The sequence below is a fragment of the Rhizobium sp. SRDI969 genome (assembly GCF_025152725.1).
Lineage (GTDB): Bacteria > Pseudomonadota > Alphaproteobacteria > Rhizobiales > Rhizobiaceae > Rhizobium > Rhizobium leguminosarum_I.
This window is the reverse complement of the sequence record NZ_CP104035.1, coordinates 2,544,401-2,566,746: the sequence shown is the minus strand read 5'-3', so window position 1 is coordinate 2,566,746 and position 22,346 is coordinate 2,544,401. Positions and strand designations below refer to the sequence as shown.

Sequence of the window (22,346 nt, the reverse complement as noted above, 5' to 3'; positions counted from 1 at the left end):
TGTTTCATCACACACAGGGGCTGATCCAAGGGTGCGCGCGTTCGCCGCAAAGCCTCACACGGCAGGTCGGGAGAGCGTCAGCTCTGCCGGGCTGCTGCGATGAAATCGGCCGACTGGCAGATCAGCGCATCTCCCATGAAGGCCATGTTGGCGAATGAGCGTTCGGCGGCCTCGGCATGCCCGGCGCCGCAGGCGTCGCTGATGACGAGCGGCACAAGCCCGAGGTCGGCACCGTGGCGAACCGTCGGCTCGATGCCGATTTCGGTGGCGACGCCGCAAATGGCGAAGCTGGTCAGACCCAGATCGCGCAGAATGATCGACAAAGGCGTGCCTTCGAAAGCCGAAAAGGTAATCTTGTCGATCACCGCCTCGTCGTAGCGCGGCTGAAGTTCAGGCACGATCTCGAAGCCTTCGCTTCCTCTGAGAAACCAGGGCTTGATGGCGGCCGGATCGTCGATCCTTTGCCAGGCCATGGCCTGACGGCGCTGGAAGGCGCCCATCAGAGCGAGCGGCATCGACATGTGCCGCATGAAGATGACGGGAAAGTTCGATGCCCGCGCGGCGGTCAGAATCGACAGGACACGGGCGGTGATGCCGGCGCCGTCAGGCATTTGCCGCATGATACCGATCTGCATGTCATAGACGACGAGAGCCATTTGATCCGGCCGGCAGAAATCGCCGATGGTCTTGCCGGGGTGTTTGATGGAATGCATGCTCGGCCTCCTCTTTTCCTGCTTATGTAGAGGCGATCAATTGCGTCCGGCAAGCAGAAGGTGACCGTTTCCGGGGCGAGGTGGACATTGTCGGCGACGAACTACCTGCCGGAAATGGTCTATGCCGGGTTCTCGTTCGCTCTGAGCGGCTGCGAATACGCGACCCCTCCAGGCTGAAGGGGAAGCCGACGTCACATCTTGACTCGCTCCGGCGCTGTGTCAGGCTTCAGATATGAGCATGCATCGAGTTCGCATGATCTCGATACCCCTCTATGTCACCTTGGGGATTTCAGCCATGGATAACGCTCAGGGCAAGAAAGTGATCTTGGAGTTCTTGCGCCGGCACACCCTGGCTGTGATCGCGACATCGCATGCGGACGGCAAGCCTGAAGCTGCGGTCATTGACTTTTCGGTGCGTGACAACCTCGAAATCGTGTTCGATACCTTCGAACAGACACGCAAGTTCGAAAACCTATCGGATAGGGGAAGCGTCGCACTTGTCGTCGGCTGGGACAAGAACATCACGGTGCAATATGAGGGCGATGCCATGAAGGTTTCCGCCTCCGACGTGCAGGAATACCAGAAGGCGCATCTTGAAAGCGTTCCAGTCGAGAGAGAGTTTGTCGAGAAGGGCGCCGTGTTGTTTAAGGTCGTTCCTCGCTGGATACGATATTCCGATTTCACCAAGGACCCTGTCGAACGTTTGGAGCCCCGCTTTTAGGTGCCACGCGAGCGTGCACTGACGCTCTACCCCAACCTTCCTCAGAAAGGCATATCTTCTGTTGCCGATCGATCGCCCGGCGGCTATGTTGCCGATGTCGGAAAAGGCATGATTTGGTGTGGTTGGCCCAAGTCCTTTCGGAAACGAAAGCTCTGTTCCTTGCCTCGTGCATGAGTTCTCCACGACGAACACGGACGCTACTCAAGCGTCCCACTGTTCGTCCGTGTGGTTCTCGAAACGACGAACTGCTCCGGTCGAACGACCATAAAGGAGTAGTTCATGCCCGATTTTCTCATGATTCATGACGTTGTGATTGCTGGTGCCGGCCCTGTCGGTCTATTTCTCGCCTGCGAACTGCGGTTGGCCGGCCTCTCGGTGTTGGTGCTGGAGCAGGCCGAGGACCCGCATTCGCCGTTGAAACGGCTGCCGTTCGGCATGCGCGGCCTTTCCGCGCCGACCATCGAAGCCTTCTACCGTCGCGGGTTGCTGGATGACATCTTGGCGCCGCAGCGCGAAAAAGATCAATCGACTTCAGCGCATTGGATGCAACAGCCGCGCCGCCCGGGCGGCCATTTCGCCGGCATTCAGTTCTTCCACGACACCATCGACACCTCGAAGTGGCCCTATCGTCTGCCAGGTCCGGCCGGCACCAGCATGGCGGTCGAGATGGAGCGCCTTGAATCCATCCTGGCCGCGCGCGCAAGCGCGATGGGCGTGGAGATCCGGCGCGGGCTCGGTGTCGACGGTTTCGACCAGTCGGATGAAGGCGTGACCGTTCGCGGCGGTGGTGAGAGCTTTCGCGGACGGTGGCTCATCGGCTGTGACGGCGGGCGCAGCACCGTGCGCAGGGCAGGTGGCTTTGAATTCGTTGGCACCGATCCCGAGTTCACCGGCTATTCCGTTCTACTCGAGATGGCCGATCCGGAGAAACTCGCCCCGGGCCGCCATTACACGCCGACGGGGATGTATACCTACCAAAAGCCCGGCACGATCGCGATGGTCGATTTCGATGGCGGCGCGTTTCACCGAACGCAGCCGATCACGCCGGAGCATGTGCAGCAGGTGTTGCGGCATATCTCCGGCACCGATGTCACGCTGACGGGCCTCGATCTTGCCACCACCTGGACGGATCGCGCCTATCAGGCGACGGCTTACCGCAAGGGCAGGGTGCTGCTTGCGGGCGACTCCGCGCACATCCATTCCCCCTTGGGCGGCCAAGGCCTGAATCTCGGGCTCGGCGACGCGATGAATCTTGGATGGAAGCTTGCAGCGACGATCCGCGGCGATGCGCCGGAGGGCCTGCTCGACAGCTACTTCTGCGAACGGCATCCAGTTGGAGCCCAGGTTCTCGACTGGTCGCGCGCCCAGGTCGCGCTGATGCGGCCAAGCCGGAGTTCGCGCGCGCTCGAAGCCATCATCCGCGATCTGATCGACACGCGCGACGGCGCGACATACTTCGCCGAGCGCGTCTGGGGTGTGTCTCTCCGCTACGATCTCGGCGGCAGTCACCCGCTGGTCGGCCGCAGCGCTCCGGACTCCGAGCTGGCCGACGGAACGAAGCTCGGCGATCATCTCAGGGAGGGCAAGGGCCTGCTTTTGGACTTTGACGCCGGCGCACCGCTGCAAGCGCTGGCAGGCCGCTGGAATGGGATCACCTATGTTGCAGGCGATGCGAGGGATCGGATGGGGCTGAGCGCGCTGCTCGTGCGCCCCGACGGCTTTGTGGCGTGGGCTGGTGAGGCTGTGCCTGACATTGAGGAAGCCGCGCAGGCCGCATCGCGGTGGTTCGGCAAAGCCTGAAACTATGAATGGGGCAATCGATGTACAGGTCTCGGAAAGCTTCTTCAGCCTTATCAGTCCGGTAGAGCGTCACGGAGATTTCCCGTTATCGGTTTTCGGCGGGTTTGCAGACGTTGCTTCGCAAGTATCCGCACTCTTCCCGGCAAGGCTGCGACGCTGTAGAGTGGCGATGCGCCCGACCGTCCCGCCCGGAGGCTCCTCATGGCTGAGATCCTGTTGTTCCATCACGCACAGGGGCTGACTCCGGGTGTGCGCTCGTTTGCCGACGATATCAGGGCAGCCGGTCACATCGTGCACGCGCCCGATCTGTATGACGGGCGCACCTTCCCGAGCATCGAAGCGGGGATCGCCTATATCGGCGAGATCGGATTCGACGCCATGCGGGAGCGCGGCGTGCGCCTCGCCGACGAATTGCCTGCCGGGCTCGTCTATGCCGGGTTCTCCTTCGGTGTGCTGCCGGCGCAGAAGCTGGCGCAGACACGGCCCGGCGCCCGCGCAGCTCTGCTCTTTTATTCCTGCCTACCGATCAGCGGCGAGTGGGCCTTCGGGCCCTGGCCGGGCGGTGTCGCGGTGCAGATTCACGGCATGGACAACGACCCGATTTTCGTCGGCGAGGGCGACATCGATGCCGCCCGCGAGATCGTGGAGAAAGTCGAGGACGCGGAGCTTTTCCTGTACCCCGGTGATCAGCATTACTTCGCCGACAGTTCGCTGCCGTCCTATGATGCGGATGCAACCGCGCTGCTCACGCTCCGCGTGCTCGAATTCCTAAATCGTGTCTGATACAGACATTCCGGCCCGGATAGGACTATTCGGACGCCACGCAGAAATTGTTGCCTTCGGGATCATTCAAGACCGTGTAGCCATCCGCTTCCCGGACGAAGGTCGCTCCGAGGGATAAAAGCCGCTCTACCTCCCTGGCCCGATCGGGGGTGGCAATATCGAGATGAAGTCGGTTGCGGGCGGGACGTTCCCCGTGGCGAAGGTGAAAGCAAAGGCGGGTTCCGGGACCTTCGACCATCACGGTCGGGTCAGTCTCGGGTGTCAATCCGAGAGCGGCCAGGCGGGCCAGTTCTTCGTCGTCATATGGCATCACCTCGTAGCCATCGAGCGCCTCCGCCCAGAACCGGGCGACGCGCGAGGGAATGTCGCAATCAATGACGATTTCTTTCAGCCTTGCCATGGACCCTTCAAGAATTGTTGGGCCGGCGACGGCAAACGCGTTCAACGAGAGCGCCACCGATGGCCGGCAGCAATGCGAAAAGCATGAGCTGCGGTGTCTCCGTCAGCGCCAACAGGCTAGACATGAGGAAGGCGACCAATAATCCTGCCAGCACCCCGGCTGCGTAGGGCAGATAATCCTTCAAGAAAGCCTCCGTCTTGTGCCGATCTCAAACAGAAGGGGCATTATTGGCTTGAGATAGAGATCTTTGCGGTATCGGCAATGGCTGGTTGCGGCCGAACCTCACGTCGTCCGATCGGCGGCGTATCTCAACGTTGGTGGGGACAGGTCGGCCAATCGACGTGACGCGGTGCGCGTGCTTTTGCGGGAGACGACCAATTTCTTTCGCGCTATGAAGACTGACCGCATATCCCGTCACATCCGACACCGAGGTCCTTCATATGGCTTTGAGAATTCTTTTCGTTGGCGGTACCGGCCAGATTTCATATCCATGCGTCGAGCGCGCTGTGGCTCAGGGCCACCATGTCAGCGTCTATAACCGCAGCTTAAGAGGCGACCCATTGCCTGCGGGGGTTACCGCGATTGTCGGCGACCTGGCGGCACCGGCCTATGCCGACTTGGCCAAGGCCAATTACGACGTCGTGTGCCAGTTCATTGCCTTTACACCCGATCAGATCGCGCGTGACGTCGATGTGTTTGCCGGGCACTGCGGCCAGTACATATTCATCTCTTCGGCCTCGGTCTATGAAAAGCCGCCGCGCCACTATGTGATTACCGAGCAGACACCGGCGATCAACCCCTACTGGCGCTATAGCCAGGACAAGATTGCCTGCGAGACGCTGCTCAAGAATTCCGAGAAGCTCGCCTGGACCATCGTCCGTCCCAGTCACACCGTTCGCACGGGTCTGCCCATCATGATGGGCGACAGCGATGTCATGGCGAGACGCATGCTGGATGGCGAGCCCACCATCGTGGCGGGCGATGGCCACACGCCCTGGACACTGACCCGCTCGGTTGACTTCGCAGTGCCCTTTGTCGGGCTTTTCGGCGAGCAGGCGGCGTTGAACGAGATCTTCCACATCACCTCGGACCGCGCCCACATTTGGAATGATATTCAAAAGACGATCGCCAGATTGTTAGGCGTCGAGGCCAGGATCGTCCATGTACCGACCGACACTTTGATCAAGTACAATCCGGAATGGATTGGTCCGTTGCTCGGTGACAAGGCATGGTCGGCGATCTTTGACAATTCAAAGGTCAAAAGCGTGGCAGGCGACTTCACCTGCGCCGAAAGCCTTGATGAAATTCTGGCGGAGCCGATCATGCATCTCAAGCAGCGCCTGGCCAAGAACCGGCCGCCAAAGGGCGATCTCGATGCTTTGGTCGATCGGATTTGCGCTGCGCAAAGCGCTCTCGGCTAGCAGGTCCTCGTAGAGCAACTTTCCGAAAGACCCGGCGCAGACGGTCCTGCCCGCGCTGATCACCCGGACTTGCGATGTTGCCGATCTCGACAGCCTGTCGGATTGGCTGGAAGACAATCATACCGACCTGATCGGCGATTGAGACTTGTGGCTGGCGACCCGAGGGCCGGTGAGGGTGGCACGGCATGCCGTTCACAAAAAATCCCTGCCTAAAAAGCGTCCTAAAACATGATGGAGGTCGCGCCGGGTGAGGATCTCGGCAATGATGGCCAACTTTTTTCCACTCCGATCCTGTCAGGCCATGCTGTTCATTCCGCTTCCCTTCGTCGTTGCTCTTCTGCTGCTCATCCTCTTCGTCACCGTTCTCAGGCGCGACGAGGAGGCGCAGCCCAATCGGCCGTTTCTGGCACTGATCCTACTTGCCGTGCTGCAATCCGTCCTCTCCGGACTGCGCTGGGGCTACGGGGTGCAGGCGGTGAGCGTGAGCGTGATCGCGCCGGTCACCGCGGCGATGGTGCCGCCGCTTGCCTATGCCGGGGTTTTCAGTCTGGTGAGGACGAGCCGGCGGTCGCTGCCGGCGTGGATTGCGCTGCATGCCGTGCCCGCTGCCGTCATCCTCTTGTTGATGGTGGTCTGGCGGGATGTGATCGATCTCGCGCTGGTGCTTGTTTTCGTCGGTTATGCCCTGGCGATCCTGCTTCTGATGCGGCCGGGCGCGGATGCGCTTCGGCTTGCGCCCTTCGAGGGAGCGGTGCCGGCCTATCGGGCCATCATCTTCGCGGCGGCGGCGCTGTGCCTGTCGGCCTCGGTCGATATCTTCGTCTTTTTCGATTTCACATGGGCACATGGCGAGCATGCGCTGACGCTGATCAGCCTCAGCAATCTCGCCGTCCTCGGCATCCTTGGCATCGCGGCAGCCGCCGCCAGCCGAAGCCGGGCGCCCGCCGAGACGGCGGAGGCGGCGCTGAAGCCCGAAACGGCCGAGGATAAAGAGACGATCGCCATGGTTGATGCGCTGATGGAGGCAAAGAGGCTCTATCGCGACGCCAATCTCAATCTCGACCGCCTGGCCCGCAAGGCCGGAATTCCCGCCCGCCAGATCTCGGCGGCAATCAACCGGGCGATGGACAAGAACGTCTCGCAATATGTCAATGACTACAGGATCGGCGAGGCCTGCCGGCTGCTTGCAGTGACCCAGAAATCGGTGACCGAAGTGATGTTCGAGGTCGGCTTCCAGACCAAGTCCAACTTCAACCGCGAATTCCGCCGCGTCACGGATATGACGCCGGTTGCCTGGCGGGAGAAGAAGGCCGAGCGGTGAGGGGCAGGCCCGACGGGCTTTGGTCCTCGTCAGGTTCGCTTGCCTATAACGCCCAGATGGGTGTGGGTGAAGGCGGATGCGTATTTCAATCCATACCCCAGGCTTCGGTCAAAGCCGGCATGAGCCGCCAGAATGAGGGCGATCTGCCAGAGCAGGTCGATGCCCAGCAGCCAGCTCGCGCCGGCGAGCAGTATGGCCGAGATGTAGCTGTGAACCATATTGTAGACGATCGCTCCCAGCCGGGCATTGAGAACATAGGCCGCGAAGCTGAGATCCGGCGCGAAGAACAGAATGGCATAGAACCAGGGGTTGCCGCCGGAGACGAAATAGGCCGTTGTCGCGGCCGCCATGATCGCGAAAGCCTCGAGCCGCAGTACCTCACGCACGCCGCCGGTCACCGATCCTGCCGAAGGAGAAATGATGTTCGCTGCCTGGTTCATCGGTTCTGTTCCTTCATGACAATTGTCGCAGCGCTGCCGGCGACCTGATGCGGGATTTCCTAGCATGAACATTGCGGGTGCCAAATTCGCGATCGATGAACAAGCGTTATACATATTTGTATCTTTGGCTCGTAGGTACCGACGTTTTCGAATGCCGAAATCCCATTCGTCTGGATGGTCATTGCCGTACAATTCCGCAATTGTGAAAGACGTGCCGTGCCGGCCCGGCGCCGGGGGATGGATAGGAGGTCGCTGCCGCACATATCTTCTCACAGCAGGAGAGGCGCTGGCAGGCGAAGGGGTGAGCAGTGGAACTGCGAACGCTCGGAGCGTAAGCGAAGGGCAATGAAGGGCGTGCTGTGTGGCCGCTCATCCGACCCTCCACCGACAGGGAGGCTCGACCCGCCCCACGGGACTCCCGGAGAAGAAGCGAGCAAGCCTCCGCCTCCGACAATTGCCGCCACCACGTACACAATCGCGATCGAGGACTGTCGGAAACGCGTTCGAGGTCGCGGTTTTGCTGCCGTTGGTCATTCTGGCGGCATGAACACGACATCAGAACATGATCGAGACCTGGCCGCCAAGCTGAGATCACTTTCGATCGAGCCTGCGCCCTTCAAGACAGAGCCGCCGGAGCCCCGTGTCCGGCGGCGTGTGATCCCCGGAGCAATGCTGGCCCTTGCCGCGACCGCATCGCTGGCGGTGGTTCTTTTCTATCGACCCGATACGCTGGAGCGCATCGAGACTGTGCTGGCGGGTTTCATAGGCAAGGACGAGGCCGCAATGTCGGTCGATGGAACCGACGTGCCCGCCGCCGATCCGATCCGGGCTCTGCCCTCCAATAACCCATCGGACAGGGCATTGCCGTCCCGGGAAGTCACCGGCTCCGGCTACGTCGTGGCACCCGATATCGCGACCGTCTTCTCCAAATATGAAGGTCGGATCGTTGCCGTCGAGATCGAGGCAGGCGACAGGATCGTCGCGGGCCAGGTGCTGGTGCGGCTCGATGATGCCGGTGCCCGCTTTGCGCTTCAGGGCGCCGAGATCGCCCGGCAATCGGCGGAGCTGGCGCTGACGGCGAAGACTATTGAATTGGCGCAGGCGCGGTCTTCCCTGACGCGCACAGAGCGGCTGGCCGGGCGCGATACGATGTCGGCGCAGACGCTGGAGGAGGCGAAGACGGCGTTCGACACTGCCGAAAATGCCGCCCTGCAGGCACGGCAGGACGTGGCCAAGGCCGATCTCGATATCGACAGGGCGCGCGAGCAGGTGGAAGCGCTGACCGTCCGGGCGCCGATATCAGGCACCGTCACGCGGCTGACCGCGCACGTCGGCGACACCGTGCTGTCGCGCGAGGACAGCGTGCGGGAGAATGAAAGCCTGCTTGCGATTGCCGACATGACCACCATGGTCATCGATGCCGATGTGGCCGAGGCGAATATCGCGTTGATGCGGCCAGGCTTGCGTGGCGAGGCGGTGCTCGACGGCTTTCCCGACCGGCACTTTGCGGTCGAAGTATCGAAGATCGCGCCGATGATTTCGCGGGAAAAGGGGACGGTGACGCTTCGCCTGACACTCTCCTCGCCGCCGTCAGACATGCGCCCCGCCATGGCCGCGCGCATCCGCCTTGTGGTGGGTAAGGCCGCGGATACCACAGACAATCAGCAAGGAGCAGAGCGATGACCGACACTCAAGAACCCTATATCGCGCTTCGCGGCGTCAAGAAGGCATTCAAGATCGGCGCGGAAACGATCCCGATCTTTTCCGGACTCGACCTTTCGATAGAACGCGGCGATTTCGTCGCCGTCATGGAACATGCTCGGCGGCATCGATAGCCCCGACGGAGGGGAGATCAGGGTCGGCCGCAGCCATCTCGAACAGATGGGCGAAGGCGCCAGAGCCGCCTGGCGGGCACACAGCATGGGCATTATCTTCCAGTTCTACAATCTGCTGCCGATGCTGAATGCGGGCGAGAATATCGAGCTGCCGCTGCTGTTGAAGCCGCTCAAGCGGAAGGAGCGGCGGGCGCGGGTCGAGACCGTCATGGATCTGGTCGGGCTTTCGGGGCGGCAGCGGCAGTTTCCATCCAGCATGTCCGGCGGGCAGCAGCAGCGCGTCGGCATCGCCCGCGCCATCGTCGGCGATCCCGACCTCTTGCTCTGCGACGAACCGACCGGCGATCTCGACCGGAAGTCTGCAAACGATATCCTCGATATGCTGGGCTTTCTCAATCGCGAGCTTCAGAAGACCATCATCATGGTCACGCATGATCCCGAGGCTGCCTCCTTCGCCCGGCGCACGCTGCATCTCAACAAAGGCGAATTCGTCGAGCAGGAAAGGTTGGCCTAATGACCTTCTTCCAGCTGATGCGCCGCAATGCATGGCGCAAGCCGCTCAGGGCCACGCTTCTGATGTTCTCGGTCGGCGTCGCTTTCCTGATCTATGGCTTGACGGCGAGCTTCGTCAGCGGCAGCCAGGGGGCGGCCGGCGCCAGCGACAGTCTGCTCGGCGTCTTCAACAGATCGGGGCGGGCACAGCCGCTGCCGCTTGCCTATCTCAACCGGATCGCCGCCGATAGCGATGTCGCCGCCGCCGCCTACATGACGCGCATGCGGGGCTTCGTCGGTGTCGAGAAGAATGTCGTGATGACGAGCGCGGTCGATCCACGATTGATCGCCGCAGCCAATGGCGACGAGCTCGGGCTGACGCCGCAACTGATATCACTGCTGGAAGAGGGCCGTGACCGGGTGCTGGTCGGCCGGGCGCTGGCGGAGGCGCAGGGCTGGTCGGTCGGCCAGCGCATCGGGATCACCAGCCACCTGACAAGGGAAGACGGCAGCCGCAACTGGAGTTTTGAGATCGCCGGCATCTTCGAAGGGGCCGACGCCAGCACCGACACCTATTTCATGATCGCCCGCTATGATGCCGTCAATGCGGCGCGCGCCCGCGGCAAGGATACAGTCGATGGCTTCGTCGTGCGACCGCGACCGGGCGTTTCATCCGGCGTGCTGGCGGCAAGGATCGACGCGCTGTTTGCCAATTCGGCGGCACCGACGCGCACTCGATCGGAAAGGCAGTTCCTCGAGGCTTTCTTGCGGCAGTTCGCCGATATCGGCCTGATCGTCAGCCTCGTCGTCGGCGCCGCATTCGTGACCATCCTGATGATTGTGGTCAACACCATGCTCTTTGCCGTGAGGGAGCGCAGCTTCGAAATCGGCGTCATGAAGGTGCTCGGCTTTTCCAGCGGGCGGATTATGGCACTGATCCTCGGCGAGACACTGTTCGTCTTCGCCGTCGGCGGGGCTGGCGGGCTCGTTCTCGCCAAGCTCGCGACGCTGTTTGCCGGGCCGGAATTCGGCCTCGCCTTCACCTCGTCCGCGCTGCTGAAATCCGTCGCCATCATCGCCGGTCTCGGCCTCCTGACCGGGCTGTTGCCCGCCGCCAATGCCATGCGCCTGCCCATCGTCAACGCCTTCAGATCGAGATAGTCCAATGTCATCAGCGCTCAAGCAGATCTTTCTCATGTTCAGAGTCAATCTCGGCAGCCTGCCGCGGCGGCTGTGGATCTCGCTGTCGATGGTGTTGTCGGTGGCCCTAGTGGTGGCGGTGCTTGCGGGTTTTCTCGCCATGGCCAGGGGCTTTGAGGCAGCCCTCCAAGGCACGGGTTCGCCTGGCATCGCCGTCATTCTCGGCGGCGGCACCAACCAGGAGACCGGCTCGGATGTGCCGGCCGAAGCGATCCGCAGCCTGACCGCCGCAATCGGCGAGATCGGCGTGGCGCGGGATGCCGCCGGCTTGGCGCCTGCCGGCGAACTGGCGCTGTCGCGCGAGATCGTCGTTCCCGTCGATGTCGTCAGAGCCAGCGACGGCGCTGAGCAGACACTGTCGCTGCGGGGCATGGATCTGGCCGGCCCCGGCTTGCGCGATCGCGCCACGCTCTCCCAAGGGCGGCTGTTTTCGCCGGGCGCGCGCGAAATCGTCGTCGGCGGCCGCATCGCCGATGAATTCTCCGGCTTCGCCGTCGGCGACAAGGTGCGACTCGGCGCGGTCGACTGGACGGTCGTCGGGCATTTCACGTCAGGCGGCAGCGCCTTCGAATCGGAGATCTGGGCGGATCTGGAGGCGGTGCAATCGGCCTTCGACCGGCAGGGACAGGTGCAGAGCCTGCGTATGCGCCTCGATGGGGCGGGTGCTCTGGACGTGCTGAGACAGCATCTTTCTGCAATTCCCGGCGCGCCGCTCACCGCCGTCTCCGAGGCCGATCTCTATGCCGCGCAATCCGAGCGCACCGCGAGCTTCATCCGCCTGTTCGGCTGGCCGCTGGCGCTTTTGATGGCGGTCGGCGCCACCGCTGGCGCGCTGAATACGATGATGAGCTCGGTCTCCGACCGCACCGTCGAAATCTCAACGCTGCGCCTGCTCGGCTTCGGCCGCCTGTCGGCCTTTACTGCCACCTGGGTCGAGGCCGTGGCTCTCTCGGTCGTGGGGGCCGCCCTCGGCATCCTTGCCTCGTGGCTCGCCTTCAACGGCTGGCAGGCCAGCACGATGGGCGCCAACAACACCAAGATGGCCTTCCAGCTCGACGTCACCGCCGACGTCGCGCTCACCGCTGGGCTGCTGGGGCTTGCCATCGGCATCATCGGCGGAGCGTTGCCGGCGCTTGCCGCGACAAGGTTGCCGCTGACCTCGGCATTGCGGGCGAGGGGATAGAGGCTGGTTGTCTAAACCTTCCGGGCGGGTCACGTCATCGCGGCGACCGCCCTGATCGGCCCGAGGGAGACATCCGCTACAGGCGGAGCGCCGCCGCCTCATCTGTGCAGCCCGCGGAAACTATGGCATAACTAGGCCATGGCAATGAATGTCTTGGCGGTCCATCGCGACACGGTTGGGACGGAACAGGCGGCAGACAATTCGCTTGCTGCCGGCTATTCCGTGGGCATTCTCTGTTGGCTGCTGTCGGCCGGCGTCTATATCGCCGCGAAATGGGTTTCTTCGGAGATGCCGCCTTGGGCGCTCTGCTTCTGGCGCGTGCTGATCGCCTTCGCGATCCTGATGCCGATCGTGCGCCGGCATTTCGCCGACATGGTCGCGCTGGTGCGGGCTCGCGCCCTCGAACTGCTTGCGATTGGCGGCGTGGGACTGGCGATCTGCCAGGGCATGATTTTTGTCGGCCTCGAACATGCCGATGCCACCACTGCCGGCATCATCATTGCCCTGATCCCGATCATCACCATGATCCTTGCCCGCTTGATGCTGGCCGAGCCGATGGGACGCTGGCAGGTGATCGGATCGATCTTGGCCTTTCTCGGAATCGTGGTCATCATCATCAAGGGTAGTCCGGACGCGCTGATGCGGCTCGACTTCAACCCGGGTGAACTGTGGATCGTCGCCGGCGCGTTCTGTTTCAGTCTCTATACTGTCCTGCTCCGCCGCGCGAAATTCGATATGAATCGCCTTGCGCTCCTGGTGCTGCTGCTCGGTGCGGCGGTGCTGACGGCGCTGCCCTTCTACCTGTCCGAGCTATTCTCAGACGAACGCTCGACGCTCAACGGCAGCGGGCTTATCGCGCTCGCCTATGTTGCGATCCCTGGCGGGGCGGTCATGTACTACCTCTTCAATCGTAGCATCGAGACGCTGGGGGCGGCTCGGGCTGGCGTCCTCCTCTACATTCAGACCATCTTCATCGCTGTGCTCGCCTATCTGATCCTTGGCGAGCAGTTGCAGCGCTATCACCTCGAAGGCGCGGCACTCATCATCGCCGGCTTGCTTCTCATCATCCTGCTGAAGCCGAAGATCAAGGCCGAAGCGGCTACTGCATAATTCCTTAAATCGGGATCGATTTAAGGATAAAATTATGCAGCAATTCAAAGTGCTACAGCGTCCTTTGCGCGTCTGAAAAGACGCGCGGCGCTGTAGGGCCTGAGGTCTCCCCATCGCTGCGACATGGTTCCCGCTGACCTCGGCTTTGAGGGCGAGGGGGTAGGGTTTCACCTTGGAGCGCGCCTTCGCTTGCGCTCATGGCGTTCGTCGCTGGCGCTCCTCCCCCTGAGCGCAAGCGAAGGCACGAATCACATGACGCGCAGACAGAAGGCGACGTACACCCCGCGCAAACACGCAGCGATTTATTCATCTCTAAGTCGCCGATTTCTCGGCCAAAGTTGTAACGTTCGTCACACCAGGCCATTGCCTGTGGAATAAGGTCCGCGAGGCGCGCATTGCCCCATTGACAACATCTTATCGCCTTTTTGCCGTGGCCGGTTGCCCCCGCCGCATGCGATCGGCCGATCCTGGGCGGTCCCGGCGGCGACATTAGCGATCCGACGAACAGGGCAACATGGCGATATGACAGTCTACTATGTGAACTCAGCGACTGGTTCCGACCGCAACGGTGGAACGGGCCAGAACTCGGCTTTTGCGACTTTGTCCAAAGTGGAATCCTTGAAACTGAAACCCGGCGACAGCGTGCTTCTTGCCAAGGGAAGCGTGTTCAACGAGCAGTTCGATATCAAATATTCCGGCAGCGAGAATGCGCCGATCAAGATCGGCAGTTACGGGACGGGCGCTGCGCCCGTCATCCACAGCAGCGGCGACGGCATCCACAGTCTCTATGCCTCGAACATCGTCATCGAGAACCTGAAGATATCGAATACAGCAGGTGCGGGCATCTATGGCGGCAGTGTCACGAACTGGACGGTCCGCGACGTCGAGATCGCCAAGACGGGATTGTCGGAAAACGCCGGCGCCGTCACCTTTCGGAGCAGCAAAAACATCACGGTCGAAGACAGCAAGATATCGGGCGTCAGAGGCGACGGCTTCTGGATCGAAAAGGTCGCAGGCATCAAGCTTCTCAACAATACCGTCACCAACGCCCATGGCGCGACGGCCGATGCCGTGCAGATGAACGACAGCAGCAACATTCTGATTAAGGGCAATCATCTCGACCAGACGCATGCCGATAGCCCGAAGGGCGTCATCGCGCTCGTCAGGCCGGTGAATGCCCTGGTCGAGGATAATGTGCTTACCGGCGGCGGCTTCGGCATCAGCGCGCAGGCCGGCAAGAATGTTGCCATCCACGACAACGACATATCGGGATTTCACGGCTACAGCTGGTCCTTTGCCGTCGGTCTCGGCGACAAGGGCGATACGAGAGACTACGATATCGAGGGCAACCACATCCATGACGGCGCCCGGGGCGTGGTCATCTCCGCTGCCGGCAGCCCGAGCTATGACCGCACGAATATCAAGGTCCACGACAATGTCTTCGACGACCTCTCACAGGCGGCGTTGAAGGTCGACAGGCCCGCATCCGGCTCCTTTTCCAACAATACCATCGAGAGCGGCGTCAAGGCCACCAGCATATCGCCTGATATCGTCGACACGCACACCTTCTCCGTCAGCAACAACCATACGGTCGCCAATGTCGAGACGGCGCTGGCGAGCCCGGTTGCCAAGACTGCCGCGGCGACACAGGCGGCCGTAGATCCGACGGTTGTCGCTGTCCATGACAATTTGAAGATCCTGACCGATACGGGCGCTGCCCATCATGGCAATCTCCTCGAAAACGACAGCTCGGACAATGACACCCTGGTGCTTCGGCGCTTCGGGGACGAAACCGTCGGCAAGCACGGCCTGACGCTGACCGGGGAATACGGCGATATCCATGTGGACCGGGAAGGCAACTACGCCTACACGCTCGATGAAACGAAACTCCCTGACCATAGCGGACATGTAAGCGAATCCTTCACCTATGGGATCAACGATGGAAGCTCGCATCATAGCGACGGGGATACGTTGACCGTCTTCATCCACCTGGATGGCTTGCTGAGCTGAGGTGAGCGTGCCGGGAGCGGCGCTACGCCCGGAGACCTTCCTTCCGGGGAGGCGTTGCTCTCGCCACCAAATGGCTTCGCAGCGTCCCTCATCCGGCTGCCGCCGGGTGAGGGTAAGGGGCTGCAAGCGGCCTCAACCTTTCCGGCTGGCGACTGACCTGAAACAGAACGTCTACACTCCTGCGACCATACGTCGCCAAGGAGGACGATTACCGTTTATTCACCTTTCGGTCGCTTTTTGGTAGATTTTTTCGTATAAGTTGTCATTTTTAGGATACCGCCTCCGCCAGGCGTTCTCGGGACCAAGGCAGGCCCACAGGGTCTGCCGACCGTCGTGAAGGCAACTCGAAGGCCACGGCCTTTAGCCCCGACCACATCCGATCCACGTGTCGCAGCCGATCCAGACGGCTGCGCGGCAATTCGAGAACAAGGCGATATGACGATCTATTATGTGAATCCGGCGATAGGCTCCAACGGCAATAGCGGAACGAGCGAGGACACGCCGTTTTTGTCGTTCTCGGCGGTGGAAAGCTTGAAGCTGCAGCCGGGCGACAGCGTGCTGCTTGCCGCCGGAAGCGTGTTCAATGACCAGCTCGATCTGAAATATTCCGGCACAGTGAGTGCCCCGATCACCATCGGCAGCTACGGGGTCGGCGATGCGCCAGTCATCCATAGCCCCGGCGATGGTATTCACAGCCTTTATGCATCGAACATCGTCATCGAGAATATCAAGATATCGGACACTGGCGGGGCAGCCATCTATGGCGGATATGTTTCGAACTGGACCGTGCGCAACGTCGAGGTCGATCATACCGGTTTGGCGGGCAAGTCAGGTTCCGTCACGTTCAGGACCGGCTCGAACATCACCATCGAAAACAGCACGATCAACGACGTCAACGGCGACGGCGTCTGGATCGAGAAGATCAACGGCGTCAATTTTCTCAACAACACCGTCACCAACGCTCACGGCACCGCCGCAGATGCCGTGCAGATGAACGACAGCAGCAACATCGTGATCAGCGGCAATTACCTCGACCAGACGGGTGCAGCGACGCCGAAAGGCGTCATCGCGCTCGTTCGGCCTGTCAATGTCCTGGTCGAGGACAACGCGATTATCGGTGGCGGCTTCGGGATCGGCGCACAAGCCGGCACCAACGTCGCTATTCACGACAACGATATTTCAGGTTATGGCGGCTACAGCTGGTCCTACGCCATCGGCCTCGGTGACCAGGGCGACACGCGGGATTACGATATCTCGGGCAATTACATCCATGACGGCGTATGGGGCGTGGCGATCAGCGCTGTCGGCACCCCCACTTACGTTCGCGAAGATATCAATATTTACGGCAACGTTTTCGATGACCTGTCCTCAGCGGCGTTGAAGGTCGACAGGCCAGCATCCGGCTCGTTCCACGACAATGTCATCGCCAGCGATGTCACGCCCTCCAGCATCTCCCCCACCATCATCGCCGCGAACACTTTTCCCGTCAGCAACAACACGACGCTCGACGAGGCCCAGGCGACGATGCTTGCGAGCAGCGATAGTCTCGCGGTCGGCGATGTGACGCACACGGACACGGCGCCTGCGCTTGTCGCAGCCCATGACAGCCTGAAAATCGCCTCCGATCTGGACGCCGCCCATTACGGCAATCTCCTCGAAAACGACAGCTCGGCCAATGGAACCCTGCTGCTTCGCCGCTTCGAGGGCGAATACGTCGACAAGGACGGCGTGACGCTGACCGGCAAATACGGCACCATCCATGTCGACAGTGACGGCGATTACACCTATACGGCCGATGCGGCGAAGCTCGCCGGGCTCAGCGGAGACGTGAGCGACACCTTCCACTACAAGATCTCCGATGGGACTTCGCTGCATTTTGACACGGATACGCTGAGCGTCTCCATCCATGTGAATGACTTGCTGAGCTGATAGGGATTGCCGACAGCAAATGGCGTTGCATCATCGCGGCGGCAGTCCGCCCAGCACTTGCGAAGTCTCATTGATCGCCGAGCAGGATCCTGATGACGTCGACTTCGATTTCCGCGCAGATGATCTCGTATTCGGTGATGATTGCGGGATCGGCCGATCTATCCCGGCGCATGCGATCGAGGACGGCGCAGGCTTCGCCGTAGGCGCCGCATAATTCGTAAAAATGGGGCTGGCTCGCCGCGGCTGTTCTGATCGTCGCCCGCGTCGCAGGCAGCCTCATCATCAGCCTGGCCAGCCCCTGTTCCGCGGCTTGCCGGGTGATATGGGCTACGCCTTCTTTCCTGACCATGCCGTCATTCCTCGCCGCCTGTCTTTTCCCATTCAGGGGGTACGCAAGACCCATCCCCAGAGTAGTACGCAGGAATGCTGCATCTGGTTTCATGCCGGATGAAGGATTAGCGTCGCGGTGCTGCGCGTCTTCGACCGAACTCGGCATTACGGGACAATCGGCACAGCAATCCTACGGCCGGTGCTACCAGCGCAGGAGGCGAGGCCCAAAGAGGGCGCCGATTGCACCGGTCAAGAGGATGCCGAGCGAATACCAGAGGGTGACGAAGGGCAGGCCGTTTTCCGTGCAAAACCAGGAATAGACCCAGGCGCCGGATGCGCCGGCGGCGATGCCGGCGATGAAGCCTGTGATGCCGAGGTTGCTCGGCGCGCCGCCACGGAGAACCCAGGCATTTGCAATCAGGATCGGTATGGCAAAGGCAAAGATCAGCAGCGGGCAATGCAGGGCGGAGGAGCCGAGCACCAGCACGGGGTAACTTGCGGCCGGCGACAAAGCGAGCTGGATGACTGCCATGGCGGCGAGAGCGAGTATGATGGCCGCGGCAATTCCGAAAAAGCGGCCTTCCGAGCCATCCGGCCGGGACAGGCGGTAAACGGCTGCGAAGGCGGCGATTGCGAGCAGGGCATTGTAAGCGGACTTGATCCAGAAGACCGGCAGCATCAGAGCCTGCGCCATATCGGTGCGAAGGCCGACGACGATCAGCATCAGCAGCAGCGAGACTGCTAAGGCCGGCAGGATGGCGAGCGCGAAGCGGCGTTCGAGCGCATGTCTCGGCACCGGCTTCAGATCCCGGACAAGGCTGTCGATCACGTCCTCAGTTTCTCTCACATTCCACCTCGCAATCTTGCCGCCAGCGCCTTGATGCCCCTGTGAACGCCGACCTTGACCGCCGATTCCGACTGTCCGGTGCGGCTTGCCGTGTCGGCCACCGACTGCCCCTCGATCTTGACCTGCCGGATCAACTCCTGCTGGTGCTGCGGCAGGCCGTTCAACAGCCGTTCGACATCCATGCGCGCTGCAATCGCATCCTCCCTGAAGTCGTCTACGATCTCTTCGTCCAGTTCTATTTCCGCCTTGTACCGGCCGCCATGCTTTCGGTGGTGGTCGATCAGCTTGTAGCGGGCGATCGAGAAGAACCACGCGGTGAACGGCCGCTCCCTGTCATAGGTCGCCCGGCGCGAATGCAGCGCCAGCAACGTCTCCTGCACGAGATCTTCCGTGTCGGACTTTGCGGAAGTGCCGATCCGCCCGCCGTAATAACCGACGAGCAGGGTTCGCAATGTCACGAGCAGACGCCGATAGGCTATCTCGTCCCCATCGAGGGAAAGAAGCATCAGCATCTTCAGTGCTTGTTCCGAATGGGTGCTCGTCATGTCGTCTGCAATATCATTCGGGTGGATGACGTTTTGGTTACAGGCGGTTCAAAATCTTTCGGCGGCAATTCAAAGTGTACAGCGTCCTTTGCGCGTCTCCAAAAACGCGCGGCGCTGTAGCGCTATCACATAAGCGTGAGGCTGTAACCGTCTTCGCAAGGAGATCGAATTCAGGACTGTGAGTCGTCGGCGGGTGCCGGCGGACATGTCAATCGATCCGAGGAGACCCTCATGACCAAGATCCTTTCCAGCCTTGCCGCCTGCAGCTTCGTCATCGGCCTGTCGCTTGCCGGCGCCGCCAGCGCCCAGAGCAGCGATGCCATGAAGAAAGACAGCATGAAGACCGATGCGATGTCGAAGGACGCCATGTCCAAGGATGCAATGTCGAAGGACGCAATGGCGGCCGGCAGCACCAAGGCCGACTGCATGCACAATGCCGGCATGGAGAAGGACATGATGAAGAAGGACACGATGATGAAGGCCTGCGACGCGATGAAGTAAGTTTGGCCGCGGCCGCTGAAACTTTATCGTCGGCGGCCGCGTCTTCTTTTGTCAGGCCTTTCATGTCGATTTGGAGGAACTATAATGGCCACGACCGATGCCGGCATGGCGAGCGGACGCACACTCTTTTACCGCCATCGCCTGCTGGTGCGCCTGTCTCACTGGATGAATGTGCTGTGCATGACAGTGCTGCTGTTCAGCGGCCTGCAGATATTCAATGCTCATCCGGCGCTCTATTGGGGCCAGTACGGCGCTGATGACGATCCATCCTTCATTTCCATGGAGGCGGAGCAGGAAGGCGATGCGCTGAAGGGGGTGACGCGCGTGGGTGGATTGAGCTTCGACACGACGGGCGTTCTCGGGGTTTCGAATGTCGACGGCGAGGCTGCAGTGCGCGGTTTTCCGAACTGGCTGACCTTGCCGAGCTATCAGGATCTGGCATCGGGCCGGCGCTGGCATTTCTTCTTTGCCTGGCTGTTTGTCATCAACGGCTTCATCTATCTTGCCTACGGTTTTGTCAGCCGGCATTTCCGCCGCGATCTGCTGCCAGCGGCCGAAGAGCTGAAGCCTTCGCATCTCGGCCATGAGATCGCGAGTCACGCTCGGTTGCGCTTTCCCAAGGGGGCCGAGGCACGCCATTATAATACGCTGCAGAAACTCGCCTATGTCGCCGTGATCTTCGTGCTGCTGCCACTGATGATCGGGACAGGGCTTACCATGTCGCCGGGCTTCAATGCGGTCGCGCCCTGGCTGCTTGATCTGTTCGGCGGCCGGCAATCGGCCCGCACGCTGCATTTCCTGACCGCTTTCTCGCTCGTCGCCTTCGTCGCCGTGCATGTGGCGATGGTGCTGGTCTCGGGCGTGTTCAACAATCTGCGTTCGATGATCACAGGCTATTACGACATCGGGCAGGGAGGAAAGTCATGAGCCGCATCATTACAAGGCGTCGCTTCCTGATCGGCGCAACCATGACGGCATCGGCGCTGGGGCTTGCCGGCTGCGATGCCCTCGTCGAAAACGATCGAACGAAATCGGTTCTGAAGATCGCCGAAGGCTTCAGCATGAAGACGCAGCGCTTCCTGCTCGGCGACGACGCGCTCGCCCGCGAGTTCACCGAAGCCGATATCTCGCCGACCTTCCGCGCCAACGGCACGAGCATGCCTGATAATGCCCGCTATATCGACTGGATGAACCAGCGGTTTTCAAGCTGGAAGCTCGAGGTCGGCGGGCTGGTCGACAGGCCGATGCAGTTGTCGCTGGCGGAGCTGAAAGCCCTGCCGGCCCGCACGCAGATCACCAGGCATGATTGCGTCGAGGGCTGGAGCGCGATCGGCAAATGGACCGGCGTGCCGCTCGGTGCGCTGCTGCAGGCGGCGGGCCTGAAACCCGAAGCCCGCTACATCGTCTTCCACTGCGCCGACGAATACGAAAAGACGCTCGACGGCAGCGGCTGGTATTACGAAAGCATCGATTTCGTCGATGCGTTCCACCCTCAAACGATCCTTGCCCACAGCATGAACGGCCGCGATCTCGAAGTCGCCCACGGCGCGCCGCTCAGGCTCCGGGTCGAGCGTCAGCTCGGCTACAAGCAGGCAAAATACCTGACCGGCATCGAAGCCGTCGCCGATCTCGGCCAGCTCTACGGCGGCAATGGCGGTTTCTGGGAGGATCGCGGTTATGAATGGTATGCGGGCATATAGTCCCCGACCGACATGCCGACCTTGACGCCTTCCGCATGTCGGGTTCCACCGCCGAAGAGGTAGTCGTGGTCGAGGGTGCGGAGCTCAGGCAGAGAGACCGATGGTGATGGTGGCGGACAGCACGCCGCTGTCGAGCTTCTCGAAATCGAAGATGTGGTCGGCGGCATCCTCCGGGATGATGCCGTCCTCGTCGTTGCGCGTATCGCGGGCAGGGCGCCCGAGATAGTCAGGATGCTCGCCATAGATGATGTCGCTCAGCGCATCGTCGAAATAGATCTGGCTGACGAGAAGCTCCTTGCCGTCGACGAGGATACGGCAATGAACATGCGGCGTGCGGCCCTTGTACCATCCGGGATAGGCCGTCAAAAAGCTTGCCTGCCCCTTGGCATCCGTCAGCTGGCGGCCGCGGAAGGCGAGCCCGCTGATTGCCTCGGCATCGCCGAACGTGCACATCTCCGCAGCCTCACGGCCGGAATAGATGCCGCGGTGATCGGTATGCCAGATTTCGATATCCGCATTTTCGACCGGCCGGCAATCGGCGGCATGGACGATGCGGACGGCGAGCCGCAAAGGCAGCCCGGTCTTTCCTTCCGAGACGTCCTGACGGGTAGGAATATTGTTGACATGGCAAGGGCCAAGGGTCTGGGCGACGGTGACGATGCAGTTCGGACGGCTGCGGAAGAGCGGCTTGGGCAGCTTTTCCAGGGCGATCGACTTTGTGCCGCCGCTTACGAAATCGGTTCCCCTCCATTCGAATGTCCTGGCGGCAACAGCGATATGCCGCCGTGGCCAGATTGCCGCAGCCACGGATGATGCGACAGTGGCCGCACTTCCAAGCACAAGGGTCCGCCTTTTCATCTGTCTTCCTTTGCCTCAAGACGCAGGATTTAAGGAGGATGCGCAGCAAACTCCAATTAAATCCAGGCAATGATCGATGGCAACGCGATCATCGGCGTCAGATGTCTGCCGTAGGGCTGCGGTCCAGAAGCGGAGATTCCGTCCCGCGCATTGACGAGAAGGCGTATTCTTCCCATGCTCGCACACGGAAGAGTTGCTCTAAGCTGT

At 61.3% G+C, this 22,346-nt stretch carries 22 protein-coding genes and 1 pseudogene; 15 read left to right on the top strand and 8 right to left on the bottom strand.

Annotated features, from left to right (window positions below; translation table 11 throughout):
* Positions 1 to 77: 77 nt before the first annotated feature.
* Positions 78 to 713: a cysteine hydrolase family protein gene (locus tag N2A41_RS12925; RefSeq protein WP_018074382.1), complete on the bottom strand. Its 636-nt coding sequence runs from the start codon at positions 711 to 713 to the stop codon at positions 78 to 80.
* Positions 714 to 1,008: 295 nt separating this feature from the next.
* Here N2A41_RS12925 and N2A41_RS12920 point away from each other — a divergent pair, with 295 nt between their 5' ends.
* The 3 genes from N2A41_RS12920 (at position 1,009) to N2A41_RS12910 (ending at position 4,017) form a co-directional block, all read left to right on the top strand.
* Positions 1,009 to 1,434 (top strand): pyridoxamine 5'-phosphate oxidase family protein, encoded by a 426-nt coding sequence (locus N2A41_RS12920; RefSeq protein ID WP_170255125.1) that lies wholly within the window; start codon positions 1,009 to 1,011, stop codon positions 1,432 to 1,434.
* A 279-nt stretch (positions 1,435 to 1,713) separates the two neighbouring features.
* Entirely contained in the window at positions 1,714 to 3,234 is a 1,521-nt protein-coding gene (locus tag N2A41_RS12915) for an FAD-dependent monooxygenase (RefSeq protein ID WP_260108944.1), read from the top strand.
* A 201-nt stretch (positions 3,235 to 3,435) separates the two neighbouring features.
* Positions 3,436 to 4,017 carry a dienelactone hydrolase family protein gene (locus tag N2A41_RS12910; protein ID WP_260108943.1) on the top strand — a complete coding sequence of 194 codons (582 nt, stop codon included), beginning with the start codon at positions 3,436 to 3,438 and terminating at the stop codon, positions 4,015 to 4,017.
* Positions 4,018 to 4,042: 25 nt separating this feature from the next.
* Here the strand turns inward: N2A41_RS12910 and N2A41_RS12905 are convergent, their stop codons facing one another.
* Together N2A41_RS12905 and N2A41_RS12900 are read right to left on the bottom strand one after the other, a co-directional pair.
* Positions 4,043 to 4,417: a VOC family protein gene (locus N2A41_RS12905; protein WP_222291277.1), complete on the bottom strand. Its 375-nt coding sequence runs from the start codon at positions 4,415 to 4,417 to the stop codon at positions 4,043 to 4,045.
* A 7-nt stretch (positions 4,418 to 4,424) separates the two neighbouring features.
* Positions 4,425 to 4,601, bottom strand: a complete 177-nt coding sequence (locus N2A41_RS12900; protein WP_018485750.1) for a hypothetical protein — start codon at positions 4,599 to 4,601, stop codon at positions 4,425 to 4,427.
* Between the two features lie 256 nt (positions 4,602 to 4,857).
* On the opposite strand from N2A41_RS12900, the gene N2A41_RS12895 reads away from it, so the two are divergent.
* Together N2A41_RS12895 and N2A41_RS12890 are read left to right on the top strand one after the other, a co-directional pair.
* Positions 4,858 to 5,838 (top strand): SDR family oxidoreductase, encoded by a 981-nt coding sequence (locus tag N2A41_RS12895; protein ID WP_260108942.1) that lies wholly within the window; start codon positions 4,858 to 4,860, stop codon positions 5,836 to 5,838.
* A gap of 262 nt (positions 5,839 to 6,100) precedes the next feature.
* The gene (locus N2A41_RS12890) at positions 6,101 to 7,159 is read left to right on the top strand and encodes a helix-turn-helix domain-containing protein (protein WP_260108941.1); all 1,059 of its coding nucleotides are present in this window, start codon (positions 6,101 to 6,103) and stop codon (positions 7,157 to 7,159) included.
* Positions 7,160 to 7,188: 29 nt separating this feature from the next.
* On the opposite strand, the gene N2A41_RS12885 is transcribed toward N2A41_RS12890, so the two are convergent.
* Complete coding sequence (locus tag N2A41_RS12885; protein WP_260108940.1) at positions 7,189 to 7,599, bottom strand: DUF4260 domain-containing protein; 411 nt, start codon at positions 7,597 to 7,599, stop codon at positions 7,189 to 7,191.
* Positions 7,600 to 8,142: 543 nt separating this feature from the next.
* Between N2A41_RS12885 and N2A41_RS12880 the strand changes: the two genes are divergently transcribed.
* From N2A41_RS12880 to N2A41_RS12850, 7 genes and pseudogenes are all read left to right on the top strand, one after another.
* Positions 8,143 to 9,282, top strand: a complete 1,140-nt coding sequence (locus N2A41_RS12880) for an efflux RND transporter periplasmic adaptor subunit (RefSeq protein ID WP_260108939.1) — start codon at positions 8,143 to 8,145, stop codon at positions 9,280 to 9,282.
* Positions 9,279 to 9,948, top strand: a pseudogene (locus tag N2A41_RS12875) (ABC transporter ATP-binding protein). Before N2A41_RS12880 ends, N2A41_RS12875 begins: the two are co-directional and overlap by 4 nt.
* The gene (locus N2A41_RS12870; protein ID WP_260108938.1) at positions 9,948 to 11,087 is read left to right on the top strand and encodes an ABC transporter permease; all 1,140 of its coding nucleotides are present in this window, start codon (positions 9,948 to 9,950) and stop codon (positions 11,085 to 11,087) included. Before N2A41_RS12875 ends, N2A41_RS12870 begins: the two are co-directional and overlap by 1 nt.
* A 4-nt stretch (positions 11,088 to 11,091) precedes the next feature.
* Entirely contained in the window at positions 11,092 to 12,309 is a 1,218-nt protein-coding gene (locus N2A41_RS12865) for an ABC transporter permease (RefSeq protein WP_260108937.1), read from the top strand.
* Between the two features lie 138 nt (positions 12,310 to 12,447).
* Complete coding sequence (locus N2A41_RS12860; protein ID WP_222291260.1) at positions 12,448 to 13,419, top strand: DMT family transporter; 972 nt, start codon at positions 12,448 to 12,450, stop codon at positions 13,417 to 13,419.
* Between the two features lie 522 nt (positions 13,420 to 13,941).
* Positions 13,942 to 15,429, top strand: coding sequence for a right-handed parallel beta-helix repeat-containing protein (locus N2A41_RS12855; RefSeq protein WP_260108936.1), 1,488 nt, complete (start codon positions 13,942 to 13,944; stop codon positions 15,427 to 15,429).
* A gap of 435 nt (positions 15,430 to 15,864) precedes the next feature.
* Positions 15,865 to 17,358, top strand: coding sequence for a right-handed parallel beta-helix repeat-containing protein (locus N2A41_RS12850; RefSeq protein ID WP_260108935.1), 1,494 nt, complete (start codon positions 15,865 to 15,867; stop codon positions 17,356 to 17,358).
* A gap of 67 nt (positions 17,359 to 17,425) precedes the next feature.
* Here the strand turns inward: N2A41_RS12850 and N2A41_RS12845 are convergent, their stop codons facing one another.
* From N2A41_RS12845 to N2A41_RS12835, 3 genes are all read right to left on the bottom strand, one after another.
* The gene (locus tag N2A41_RS12845; protein WP_130785932.1) at positions 17,426 to 17,707 is read right to left on the bottom strand and encodes a nodulation protein; all 282 of its coding nucleotides are present in this window, start codon (positions 17,705 to 17,707) and stop codon (positions 17,426 to 17,428) included.
* 183 nt (positions 17,708 to 17,890) lie between these two features.
* Positions 17,891 to 18,535 (bottom strand): DUF1109 domain-containing protein, encoded by a 645-nt coding sequence (locus tag N2A41_RS12840; RefSeq protein WP_260108934.1) that lies wholly within the window; start codon positions 18,533 to 18,535, stop codon positions 17,891 to 17,893.
* Positions 18,532 to 19,080, bottom strand: a complete 549-nt coding sequence (locus N2A41_RS12835; protein ID WP_260108933.1) for a sigma-70 family RNA polymerase sigma factor — start codon at positions 19,078 to 19,080, stop codon at positions 18,532 to 18,534. The genes N2A41_RS12840 and N2A41_RS12835 overlap by 4 nt, the downstream gene beginning before the upstream one ends.
* Before the next feature lie 231 nt (positions 19,081 to 19,311).
* On the opposite strand from N2A41_RS12835, the gene N2A41_RS12830 reads away from it, so the two are divergent.
* The 3 genes from N2A41_RS12830 to N2A41_RS12820 all read left to right on the top strand — a co-directional run bounded on the left by N2A41_RS12830 (position 19,312) and on the right by N2A41_RS12820 (position 21,281).
* On the top strand, positions 19,312 to 19,581 hold the full coding sequence (locus N2A41_RS12830; RefSeq protein ID WP_260108932.1) for a pentapeptide MXKDX repeat protein: 270 nt from the start codon (positions 19,312 to 19,314) through the stop codon (positions 19,579 to 19,581).
* 84 nt (positions 19,582 to 19,665) lie between these two features.
* Positions 19,666 to 20,508: a cytochrome b/b6 domain-containing protein gene (locus N2A41_RS12825; RefSeq protein WP_260108931.1), complete on the top strand. Its 843-nt coding sequence runs from the start codon at positions 19,666 to 19,668 to the stop codon at positions 20,506 to 20,508.
* Entirely contained in the window at positions 20,505 to 21,281 is a 777-nt protein-coding gene (locus N2A41_RS12820; protein WP_260108930.1) for a molybdopterin-binding protein, read from the top strand. Before N2A41_RS12825 ends, N2A41_RS12820 begins: the two co-directional genes overlap by 4 nt.
* An 84-nt stretch (positions 21,282 to 21,365) precedes the next feature.
* On the opposite strand, the gene N2A41_RS12815 is transcribed toward N2A41_RS12820, so the two are convergent.
* Positions 21,366 to 22,139, bottom strand: coding sequence for a dioxygenase family protein (locus N2A41_RS12815; RefSeq protein ID WP_260108929.1), 774 nt, complete (start codon positions 22,137 to 22,139; stop codon positions 21,366 to 21,368).
* Positions 22,140 to 22,346: the final 207 nt, after the last annotated feature.

What these genes read in the sequence shown, in the direction of transcription:
- N2A41_RS12915 (WP_260108944.1), top strand. Translation starts at nt 1,714, where the DNA reads ATGCCCGATTTTCTCATGATTCATGACGTTGTGATTGCTGGTGCCGGC.
- N2A41_RS12845 (WP_130785932.1), bottom strand. Translation starts at nt 17,707, where the DNA reads ATGGTCAGGAAAGAAGGCGTAGCCCATATCACCCGGCAAGCCGCGGAA.
- N2A41_RS12825 (WP_260108931.1), top strand. Translation starts at nt 19,666, where the DNA reads ATGGCCACGACCGATGCCGGCATGGCGAGCGGACGCACACTCTTTTAC.
- N2A41_RS12815 (WP_260108929.1), bottom strand. Translation starts at nt 22,139, where the DNA reads ATGAAAAGGCGGACCCTTGTGCTTGGAAGTGCGGCCACTGTCGCATCA.
- N2A41_RS12850 (WP_260108935.1), top strand. Translation starts at nt 15,865, where the DNA reads ATGACGATCTATTATGTGAATCCGGCGATAGGCTCCAACGGCAATAGC.
- N2A41_RS12820 (WP_260108930.1), top strand. Translation starts at nt 20,505, where the DNA reads ATGAGCCGCATCATTACAAGGCGTCGCTTCCTGATCGGCGCAACCATG.
- N2A41_RS12865 (WP_260108937.1), top strand. Translation starts at nt 11,092, where the DNA reads ATGTCATCAGCGCTCAAGCAGATCTTTCTCATGTTCAGAGTCAATCTC.
- N2A41_RS12890 (WP_260108941.1), top strand. Translation starts at nt 6,101, where the DNA reads ATGATGGCCAACTTTTTTCCACTCCGATCCTGTCAGGCCATGCTGTTC.
- N2A41_RS12855 (WP_260108936.1), top strand. Translation starts at nt 13,942, where the DNA reads ATGACAGTCTACTATGTGAACTCAGCGACTGGTTCCGACCGCAACGGT.
- N2A41_RS12920 (WP_170255125.1), top strand. Translation starts at nt 1,009, where the DNA reads ATGGATAACGCTCAGGGCAAGAAAGTGATCTTGGAGTTCTTGCGCCGG.
- N2A41_RS12835 (WP_260108933.1), bottom strand. Translation starts at nt 19,080, where the DNA reads ATGACGAGCACCCATTCGGAACAAGCACTGAAGATGCTGATGCTTCTT.
- N2A41_RS12830 (WP_260108932.1), top strand. Translation starts at nt 19,312, where the DNA reads ATGACCAAGATCCTTTCCAGCCTTGCCGCCTGCAGCTTCGTCATCGGC.
- N2A41_RS12860 (WP_222291260.1), top strand. Translation starts at nt 12,448, where the DNA reads ATGGCAATGAATGTCTTGGCGGTCCATCGCGACACGGTTGGGACGGAA.
- N2A41_RS12880 (WP_260108939.1), top strand. Translation starts at nt 8,143, where the DNA reads ATGAACACGACATCAGAACATGATCGAGACCTGGCCGCCAAGCTGAGA.
- N2A41_RS12885 (WP_260108940.1), bottom strand. Translation starts at nt 7,599, where the DNA reads ATGAACCAGGCAGCGAACATCATTTCTCCTTCGGCAGGATCGGTGACC.
- N2A41_RS12905 (WP_222291277.1), bottom strand. Translation starts at nt 4,417, where the DNA reads ATGGCAAGGCTGAAAGAAATCGTCATTGATTGCGACATTCCCTCGCGC.
- N2A41_RS12910 (WP_260108943.1), top strand. Translation starts at nt 3,436, where the DNA reads ATGGCTGAGATCCTGTTGTTCCATCACGCACAGGGGCTGACTCCGGGT.
- N2A41_RS12925 (WP_018074382.1), bottom strand. Translation starts at nt 713, where the DNA reads ATGCATTCCATCAAACACCCCGGCAAGACCATCGGCGATTTCTGCCGG.
- N2A41_RS12895 (WP_260108942.1), top strand. Translation starts at nt 4,858, where the DNA reads ATGGCTTTGAGAATTCTTTTCGTTGGCGGTACCGGCCAGATTTCATAT.
- N2A41_RS12870 (WP_260108938.1), top strand. Translation starts at nt 9,948, where the DNA reads ATGACCTTCTTCCAGCTGATGCGCCGCAATGCATGGCGCAAGCCGCTC.